A 7,934-nucleotide genomic window follows, 5' to 3' on the forward strand; every position below is an offset into this window, starting at 1 on the left:
GGGTGAGCGCGGCGTGCTCGGCGCGGTGCAGGGCGATCGGGATGCCGAACTCGGTACGCAGGCGCGACCCGAGCCCGAGATGGTCGGGATGCAGGTGCGTCGCGGTGATCGAGCGCACGTCGGCGAGACCGAACCCGGCGACCCTCAGCCCGGCCTCGAGCCGGGCGAAGTTGTCGTCGGTATCCCACCCGGGATCCACGAGGTGAGCGCCGCCGCTCGAGTCGGCGAACACGTAGCAGTTGGTGGTCTCGACGACCGTCGGATGTGGCAGCGGCAACTCGACGAGCCAGACGCCGTCGGCGACGACATCGGTCACGCGAGTTCGGCCCGAATGACCTCGACGAAGGCGTCGACATCCGCCTCGGTCGTGTCGAAGGCCGTCATCCAGCGCACTTCGCCAGCGGCACGGTCCCAGTCGTAGAAGCGCACCTTCGAACGGATGCGGTCGGCCGCGGCGTTGTCGAGCACCGCAAACACCGCGTTGGCTTGGGTGGCCTGACTGAAGCCGAGGGCGGGCAGCGCGAGCTCCTCGAGCGCACCGCGCAGCCGGGCCGCCATCTCGTTCGCGTGCGAGGCGGCGGAGAGCCCGAGCCCGCCCTCGAAGAGCGCGAGCAACTGCGCCGACAGGAAGCGCATCTTGCTCGAGAGCTGCATCGTCGTCTTGCGCAGGAAGACGAGCCCGTCCACCCGCGACTGGTCGAGCACGACGACCGCCTCCGCGCCGAGCAACCCGACCTTGGTGCCGCCGAAGCTCAGGATGTCGACGCCGGCATCCACGGTGAACTCACGAAACGGTACGCCGAGCGCGGCGGCGGCGTTCCAGAGGCGCGCGCCATCCATGTGGAGCGCCATCCCGTGTTCGTGCGCGAAGTCGGCGATCGCGCGCACCTCGGCCGGCGTGTAGAGCGTGCCGAGTTCTGTCGTCTGGGTGATGCTCACCGCGAGCGGCTGGGCGCGGTGCTCGTCACCCCAACCCCACGCTTCGGTGGCGATCAGCTCGGGGGTGAGTTTGCCGTCGGGGGTCGGCACGACGAACAACTTGAGTCCGGTGACCTTCTCGGGTGCGCCGCCCTCGTCGGAGTGGATGTGCGACGTGCGGGTCGTGACGACCGCGCCCCAACGCGGCAGCAGGCTGGTGAGCGCGACGACGTTCGCGCCCGTGCCATTGAACACCGGAAAGACCTCGGCGTCCGGCCCGAACTGTTCGCGCATGACCTCGGCGAGCCGGGCGGTGTAGACGTCTTCGCCGTAGGAGACCTGGTGGCCGTCGTTCGCCTCGGCGAGAGCGGCCAGCACTTCGGGGTGAACGCCCGCGTAGTTGTCGGAGGCGAAGCCCCGCCAGCCGGGATCGTGGAGTCTGGTCACCCGTTCATCGTGGCACTGCTCGCGGCTGCCTGTCGTGCCGCGCGGCCCTTGAGGATGCGGAAGATCGCTACCCCTGCACCGATGAGAACGAGAGCGTCGTCACCGAAACCGAGCGGCCCGGCCAGGATTTCGGGGATCAGGTCGATCGGCGAAGCGCCGTAGAGCAGCGCGCCCACCCCGATGAGCACGGCCTTGAGCACCGACCTGTCTTTCTTCATGCCTCGACGCTACGCCCGGTGATGCCCTTCGTCGACTCGATGACGTCGCCCATCTTCTTCTGCAGCGCCTCATAGAACATCGACAGCGGGAACTCGTCGTCGAGCACCGCATCCGTCATGCCCTTCGCCGGGCCGGAAAGGATCTCGTCGGACAGGCCACGCGCCCACTGGGACGCCGGATGCGGGTCGAGCACGCTGCGCACCAGTTCGTACGCCGCGAGCCAGTGCGCGGCCTTCGGCCGGTCGATGCTGCGCCAGTACAGGTCGTCGATGGCGTCCGACAGCCCCACGACAACATCCGGCACTTCGGCCCAGTCGATCGCGAGCTGGGTGTCGGTCCAGTGCAGCACGTCGCGCTGGTGCAGCCAGGCGAAGAGCAGTTGCCCGCCGAGCCCGTCGTAGTTGCGGGTGCGGTCGCCGCTGAGCGGGAAGCGGAACATCCGGTCGAACAGGATCGCGTACTGCGCGAGCTGCGCGTGTTCGCGGGTGGTGGCGTCGGTCTCCTCGGCGCGAACCAGTTTCACCGACTCGCGGAACGCGGTGAGGTCGCAGCGCAGCTCTTCGAGCGAGTACAGGAAGTACGGCATCCGCTGCTTGATCATGAACGGGTCGAACGGCAGGTCACCGCGCATGTGGGTACGGTCGTGGATGAGGTCCCACAGCACGAAGGTCTCTTCGGCGAGCCGCTGGTTGTCGAGCAGCCGCCGTGCGTCATTGGGGAGGTCGAGTTTCGTGATCTCCGCGGCCTTACGGGTCACCGAGCGGAACCGGGCGGCCTCCCGGTCGGCGAAGATCGCCCCCCAGGTGAACGCCGGAATCTCGCGCATCGCGACGGTTTCGGGGAACAGCACGGCCGCGTTGGTGTCGTAGCCCGACGTGAAGTCGAGGAAACGGATCGGCACGAAGAGCGCGTTCGTGTAGGTCTGCTCGATCGCGGCGATGAACTCCGGCCAGACCACTTCGATGAGCACCGCTTCGACGAGCCGGTCGGTGCTGCCGTTCTGGGTGTACATCGGGAACACGACGAGGTGCCGACGGCCGTTCTCGCGATGCAACTCGGGGCGGAATGCGACGAGGGAGTCGTAGAAGTCGGGCACCGCGAACCCGTCGGCTTCCCACTTCTCGAAGTCGGAACGCGCTGCGTTCAGGTAGTCCGTGTCGTGGGGGAACGCTGGGGTCAGATCTTCCAGCGACTTCCGGATCCGCGCACAGTGCGACCTGGCCTCGGCATGCTGGGCGGCGTCGGGAATGCTGCCGTCGTGCACCTGCATCGGATGAAGGGCAGCGGCAGCTGCTTTGAGGTCGAGCCACGCCGGGGATGCGACGACGTCGTCGACGGCGGGAGCAGAGAGCGTCGTCATGTATCGAGCCTAGGAAGAGTGCTTCCGGAAAGGGTTGTGATCTGCGCATGATCGTTGCGTGGAATCGACTTCGACGGCCCAGGACGTGCGTTCGGCGCTCGCCGAGTTCGCAAATCCCGCGGATGGTGTCAGACAGCGGGGGTACTTCAAGGGCTACGAAGGCGGCTACGGGGCGGGCGATGTCTTCCTCGGACTGCGCGTTCCGCTCACCCGGTCGGTGGTGAAACGCTTCCGCGGGCTGGGGTTCGACGAGATCGACGCGCTGCTCGATGACGCCGAGCACGAGCACCGGCTCGCCGGGGTGCTGCTGCTCAATGACGCGGCCCGACGCGACCCGCACACCACCGCCGACCGGTACCTCGCGGCGGTGCGGCGCGGACGCGTCAACAACTGGGACCTCGTCGACGCGTCGGCCGAGTACGCCCTCGGCGGGTGGCTGTACGACCGCGAACGGTCGGTGCTCGACGACCTCGCCGCCTCTCCGGTGCTCTGGGAGCGCCGGGTCGCGGTGCTGGCCACGTTCGCGTTCATCAAGCGCGGCGACGCCTCGACGACCCTGGCGCTCGCCGAGCGACTGCTGGGCGATCGGGAAGACCTGATGCACAAGGCGGTCGGCTGGATGCTGCGCGAAGTCGGCAAGCGGGTCTCACGCGAGGCGCTGCTCGACTTCCTCGATGTGCATGCGCCGCGAATGCCGCGCACGATGCTCTCCTACGCGACCGAGCACCTCTCGCCGGAGGAGCGGGTGCACTACCGCGGCATGCGCTGATCCCCCGGCCCTGGTGGTCAGAAGATCATCGGGCGGTCGTCGTCGTCCTCGGGGTGCAGGTCGAGGTCGACGACGACGGGAACGTGGTCGCTCGGGGCATCCCCCTTGCGTTCATCACGGTGGATGGCGGCGCCGGTGACGGCATCCGCGAACGCCGGTGAGCCGAGCACGAAGTCGATGCGCAGCCCTTCGTTGCGCGGGAAGCGCAGCTGCTTGTAGTCCCAGTAGGTGTAGCCGGTCGGAACAAGACGACGCACGACGTCGGTGAGGCCGGCATCCAGAAGTGCCTCGAATGCGGCGCGCTCGGGGGGCGAGATGTGCGTCGACAAGCCCGGGATGAGCGTCGGGTCGCCCACGTCGCCGTCGAGCGGGGCGATGTTGAAGTCACCCGTCAACGCTAACGGCAGGGCCGAGCCTGCCCACGCCCGGGTGGCATCCGTGAGCTTCGCGAGCCAGTCGAGCTTGTACCCGTAGTGCGGGTCGTCGAGCGACCGGCCGTTCGGCACGTAGAGCGACCACACCCGCAGGCCGCCCGTCGTCGCGCCGATCGCCCGCGCCTCCTGCGGCAGGTCGGGGCCTTCGGCACCCTTCTCGAACCCCGGCATCCCCGGGAAGCCGACCTCGACATCGTCGATCGGATGTCGGCTCGCGATCGCGACGCCGTTCCACTGGTTCAAGCCGTGGAGCACCACCTCGTAGCCGGCATCCTCGAACGCCTGCGTCGGAAACTGGGCGGACGTGCACTTGATCTCCTGCATCGCGAGCACGTCGATGCTCTCCCGCACGGCGAAGTCGGTGATTCGAGCCACCCGGCTGCGCACGGAGTTCACGTTCCAAGTCGCCAGTCGCATGACACATAGTCTTGTCGTTGTGACCGACGCTCGCGGCCTGCTCATCCAGCACATCAAGGACGACGCCGTCTTCCACGGGGACTTCACGCTGACGAGCGGCAAGAAGGCCACCTACTACATCGACCTGCGCAAGGTCAGCCTCGACGGCAGGGTCGCCCCGCTGATCGGCGAAGTCATGGTCGACCTCATCGCTGACATCCCCGACATCGCCGCCGTCGGAGGGCTCACCATGGGAGCCGACCCGATCGCGGCAGCGGTGTTGCACCGCGGCGCAGCGATCGGCCGCCGCTACGACGCCTTCGTCGTGCGCAAAGAGCCGAAGGACCACGGCCGCGGCCGCCAGGTCGAAGGACCCGACCTCGAGGGCAAGCGCGTCGTCGTGCTCGAAGACACCTCGACGACGGGTGGCTCGCCGCTCAAGGCGATCGAGGCGCTGCTCAAGGTCGGCGCCGAGATCGCGGCCGTCGCCGTTGTCGTCGACCGTGACACCGGTGCCCAGGAGATCATCGAAGCGGCCGGCTACCCGTACTACGCGGCGATCTCGCTGCAGGACCTGGGCCTGACGAAACAATGAATCCCGACGCCGGCGACGACGCCGAGGACTTCTTCGCGAAGTTCGAGCGCGAAGCCCGTGAGGCTGCGCAGCGGCGTGCGCAAGAAGAGGATGCGGCCGCCCCACCGGCTTCCTCACCCCCTCCCGTGGCGCCGCCGCCCGCAGCCGCGCCGCCGCCCCTCGTCGCGCCACAGCTGAACAACCCGTTCGATCCTCCGGTGCAGCCGTACGTGGCACCGCCGGTGCAACCCGCGGCGCAACCCCCGGTGCAGCCGTCGGCGCCGGCCTGGGATCCGCCGCCGACGCAGGCAATGCCGACGTACGAGCCCCCGCATCTGGCGCCCGAACCGCAGACGACCTACGGTCCTGGGACGACCTACGGCCCGCCGCCCGGCCTCGGGCCGGAGCCGACGCAGGCGATGCCGACGTTCTCCGACGAGCCGACGCAGGCGCTCGTGCCCGCGCCCCTGCGTCCGCCCGGAGGTCCGGAACACGACTCGGCACTCGACGCCCTGTTCGGCGAAGACGCCTTCCGCGAGTATCAGCCCGGGCCGGATCCGAACGAGGCTCCGTTCGCGGCCCGCGGGCGGTCCCAAGAGCTCGTGCACGTTCCGGGTGCCGGAGGCCCGCCTCCCCCGAGCAACTTCGGCACGCCGCAGAAGGTGCTGGCCGGGGTCGGCGGCGGTCTGCTCGCGGTGATCGCGCTCATCGCGCTGTTCCTGCTCGGCACCCGGCTGCCCGACCTACTGGGACCGGCTCCGGCGGTGGTCGCGAGCCCGACGCCGACCCCCACCCCGACGCGCACACCGCTCGCGATCGGGCCGGTCGAACCCGGTACCTACGACTGGGACGAGCTGCTCGGCGGCGAATGCCTCGAACCGTACGACGTCGAGACCGGGGCTTGGGCCGAGGAGTACACGGTCGTCGACTGTGCCACCCCGCACGCGGCGCAGATGGTGTTCCGCGCCTGGTTCCCGCCGGAGCCTGCCGACCCCGAAGATCCCGCGGCCGAACCGGTGTGGGCAGAGTTCCCCGGCGCGGAGGCGCTTCAGGCGCAGATCTCGCTGCTGTGCTCGGCCCCCGGGGTCGTCGACCTCGCCGCGGCCGGTGCTTACAGCGACGCCCAGATGCAGGGCGCCTACCCGGTGACCGAGGAGAAGTGGGAAACCGACCCCTCGTACTACTGCTTCGTGAGCCGGTCGTCGGGTGAGCCGCTGACCACCTCGGTCGCGATTCCGCGGGCGCCGGTGGAGCCCGTCCAGCCCGCTCCCGGCGGCTAAACCTCGACGATCCGAGCGTCGGGCAGCCGAGCTCGCATCACCGCGATCGCGTCGGCACTTTCGTCGACCAGCAGGTAGCGGCGGCCGAGCGCCGTCGCTACCGCCCCCGTCGTGCCCGACCCCGCGAACAGGTCGAGCACCGCGTCGCCAGGAGCGCTCGACGCCTGCACGATGCGGCGCAGGATGCCCTCCGGTTTCTGTGTCGCGTACCCGGTGCGTTCGGCCCCGTTGGTCGGCACGATCGTGTGCCACCAGACATCCGTCGGTAGCTTGCCGCGCTCAGCCTTCTCGGGCGTGACCAGCCCCGGCGCCATGTAGGGCTCTCGGTCGACCGTCGCACTGTCGAAGAAGTAGCGGTCGGGATTCTTCACGTAGACGAGGATCGTGTCGTGCTTCGACGGCCAGCGCCGCGTCGACTTGCCGCCGTAGTCGTAAGCCCAGATGATCTCGTTGAGAAAGCACTCGCGGCCGAACAGCCGGTCGAGTGCGACCTTCGCGTAGTGGGCTTCGCGGTAGTCGAGGTGCAGGTACAACGTGCCCGTGTCATCCAGCAGTCGCCGCGTCTCGACGAGTCGCGGTTCGAGAAAGGCCCAGTAGTCGTCGAACGTGTCGGCGTAGCGCGACACCGCGCCGCGCTCCGCGGTGTAACTGCGGCCGCCGAAGCCGACCCGTCCGTCGCCCTCCTCGGCCCGGGTCACCGTCAGCCGCTGTCGGCGTTGCGTCTTGCCGGTGTTGAACGGCGGGTCGAGGTAGATCAGCCGGAAGCTCGCGTCGGGCAACGACCGAGCGACCTCGAGGTTGTCGCCGTGCACGATCGTGTCGGGACTGCCCGGCTGCCAGATCGCGCTCACGCCCGGAGGTTAACAGGCCATTTGCCCGAGATGGCGGACTTTCCGCGCGAAAGGTCAGCCAAGTTGGGCAAATAGCCGATCAGTCGAGCAACTCGTGAACTCCGGTGAGGATCTCATCGGGGCGGAACGGGTATTTCTCGATCTCGGTCTGGTCGGCGATTCCCGTGAGCACGAGGATGGTGTGCAGTCCCGCCTCGATGCCGGCGACGATGTCGGTGTCCATACGGTCGCCGATCATCGCGGTCGACTCGCTGTGCGCGCCGATGCGGTTCATCGCCGAGCGGAACATCATCGGGTTCGGCTTTCCGACGACGTACGGCTCGCGACCGGTGGCCTTCGAGATGAGGGCGCTGACCGCACCCGTCGCCGGAAGCACCCCGTCCGCGCTCGGCCCGGTCGCATCCGGGTTGGTCGCAATGAACCGCGACCCGGCGTTGATCAGGCGGATGGCGCGGGTGATCGCCTCGAACGAGTAGTTGCGGGTCTCGCCGACGACGACGTAGTCGGGATTGGTCTCGGTCATGATGAAACCGACCTCGTGCAGGGCTGTGGTGATGCCGGCCTCGCCGATGACGCCGGCCGTACCGCCGGGATTCTGCGTGGCGCAGAAGTCGGCGGTGGCGAGCGCCGAGGTCCAGATGCGGTCTTCGGGAACGTTGAGCCCCGATGCGCGCAGGCGAGCCGCC

Annotated in this window: 10 protein-coding genes; 3 read left to right on the forward strand and 7 right to left on the reverse strand. The window is 68.7% G+C overall.

Annotated elements, in window-relative coordinates; all coding sequences use genetic code 11:
• From RMO30_RS10555 to RMO30_RS10570, 4 genes are all read right to left on the reverse strand, one after another.
• Positions 1 to 316: MBL fold metallo-hydrolase (locus RMO30_RS10555; RefSeq protein WP_309713057.1), on the reverse strand; the 316-nt coding region annotated here is incomplete at its 3' end.
• The gene (locus RMO30_RS10560) at positions 313 to 1,365 is read right to left on the reverse strand and encodes a low specificity L-threonine aldolase (protein ID WP_309713060.1); all 1,053 of its coding nucleotides are present in this window, start codon (positions 1,363 to 1,365) and stop codon (positions 313 to 315) included. The genes RMO30_RS10555 and RMO30_RS10560, both read right to left, overlap by 4 nt.
• Positions 1,362 to 1,583: a DUF1232 domain-containing protein gene (locus RMO30_RS10565; RefSeq protein WP_309713062.1), complete on the reverse strand. Its 222-nt coding sequence runs from the start codon at positions 1,581 to 1,583 to the stop codon at positions 1,362 to 1,364. The genes RMO30_RS10560 and RMO30_RS10565 overlap by 4 nt, the downstream gene beginning before the upstream one ends.
• Positions 1,580 to 2,944: a DUF6421 family protein gene (locus RMO30_RS10570; RefSeq protein ID WP_309713065.1), complete on the reverse strand. Its 1,365-nt coding sequence runs from the start codon at positions 2,942 to 2,944 to the stop codon at positions 1,580 to 1,582. Before RMO30_RS10570 ends, RMO30_RS10565 begins: the two co-directional genes overlap by 4 nt.
• 58 nt (positions 2,945 to 3,002) lie before the next feature.
• Here RMO30_RS10570 and RMO30_RS10575 point away from each other — a divergent pair, with 58 nt between their 5' ends.
• Complete coding sequence (locus RMO30_RS10575; protein ID WP_309713066.1) at positions 3,003 to 3,713, forward strand: DNA alkylation repair protein; 711 nt, start codon at positions 3,003 to 3,005, stop codon at positions 3,711 to 3,713.
• 17 nt (positions 3,714 to 3,730) lie between these two features.
• On the opposite strand, the gene RMO30_RS10580 is transcribed toward RMO30_RS10575, so the two are convergent.
• Positions 3,731 to 4,564 (reverse strand): exodeoxyribonuclease III, encoded by an 834-nt coding sequence (locus RMO30_RS10580; RefSeq protein WP_309713069.1) that lies wholly within the window; start codon positions 4,562 to 4,564, stop codon positions 3,731 to 3,733.
• A 19-nt stretch (positions 4,565 to 4,583) separates the two neighbouring features.
• Between RMO30_RS10580 and pyrE the strand changes: the two genes are divergently transcribed.
• Together pyrE and RMO30_RS10590 are read left to right on the forward strand one after the other, a co-directional pair.
• On the forward strand, positions 4,584 to 5,138 hold the full coding sequence (pyrE, locus tag RMO30_RS10585; protein WP_397427926.1) for an orotate phosphoribosyltransferase: 555 nt from the start codon (positions 4,584 to 4,586) through the stop codon (positions 5,136 to 5,138).
• Positions 5,135 to 6,397: a hypothetical protein gene (locus RMO30_RS10590; RefSeq protein WP_309713073.1), complete on the forward strand. Its 1,263-nt coding sequence runs from the start codon at positions 5,135 to 5,137 to the stop codon at positions 6,395 to 6,397. Before pyrE ends, RMO30_RS10590 begins: the two co-directional genes overlap by 4 nt.
• On the opposite strand, the gene RMO30_RS10595 is transcribed toward RMO30_RS10590, so the two are convergent.
• Complete coding sequence (locus RMO30_RS10595) at positions 6,394 to 7,248, reverse strand: site-specific DNA-methyltransferase (RefSeq protein WP_309713074.1); 855 nt, start codon at positions 7,246 to 7,248, stop codon at positions 6,394 to 6,396. The two genes, RMO30_RS10590 and RMO30_RS10595, sit on opposite strands and share 4 nt — an antisense overlap.
• Before the next feature lie 79 nt (positions 7,249 to 7,327).
• Positions 7,328 to 7,934: HAD-IIA family hydrolase (locus RMO30_RS10600; protein WP_309713077.1), on the reverse strand; the 607-nt coding region annotated here is incomplete at its 5' end.

The sequence above is a fragment of the Pseudolysinimonas sp. genome, from assembly GCF_031389465.1.
GTDB lineage: Bacteria > Actinomycetota > Actinomycetes > Actinomycetales > Microbacteriaceae > Pseudolysinimonas_A.

What these genes read in the sequence shown, in the direction of transcription:
- RMO30_RS10590 (WP_309713073.1), top strand. Translation starts at nt 5,135, where the DNA reads ATGAATCCCGACGCCGGCGACGACGCCGAGGACTTCTTCGCGAAGTTC.
- RMO30_RS10570 (WP_309713065.1), bottom strand. Translation starts at nt 2,944, where the DNA reads ATGACGACGCTCTCTGCTCCCGCCGTCGACGACGTCGTCGCATCCCCG.
- RMO30_RS10580 (WP_309713069.1), bottom strand. Translation starts at nt 4,564, where the DNA reads ATGCGACTGGCGACTTGGAACGTGAACTCCGTGCGCAGCCGGGTGGCT.
- RMO30_RS10565 (WP_309713062.1), bottom strand. Translation starts at nt 1,583, where the DNA reads ATGAAGAAAGACAGGTCGGTGCTCAAGGCCGTGCTCATCGGGGTGGGC.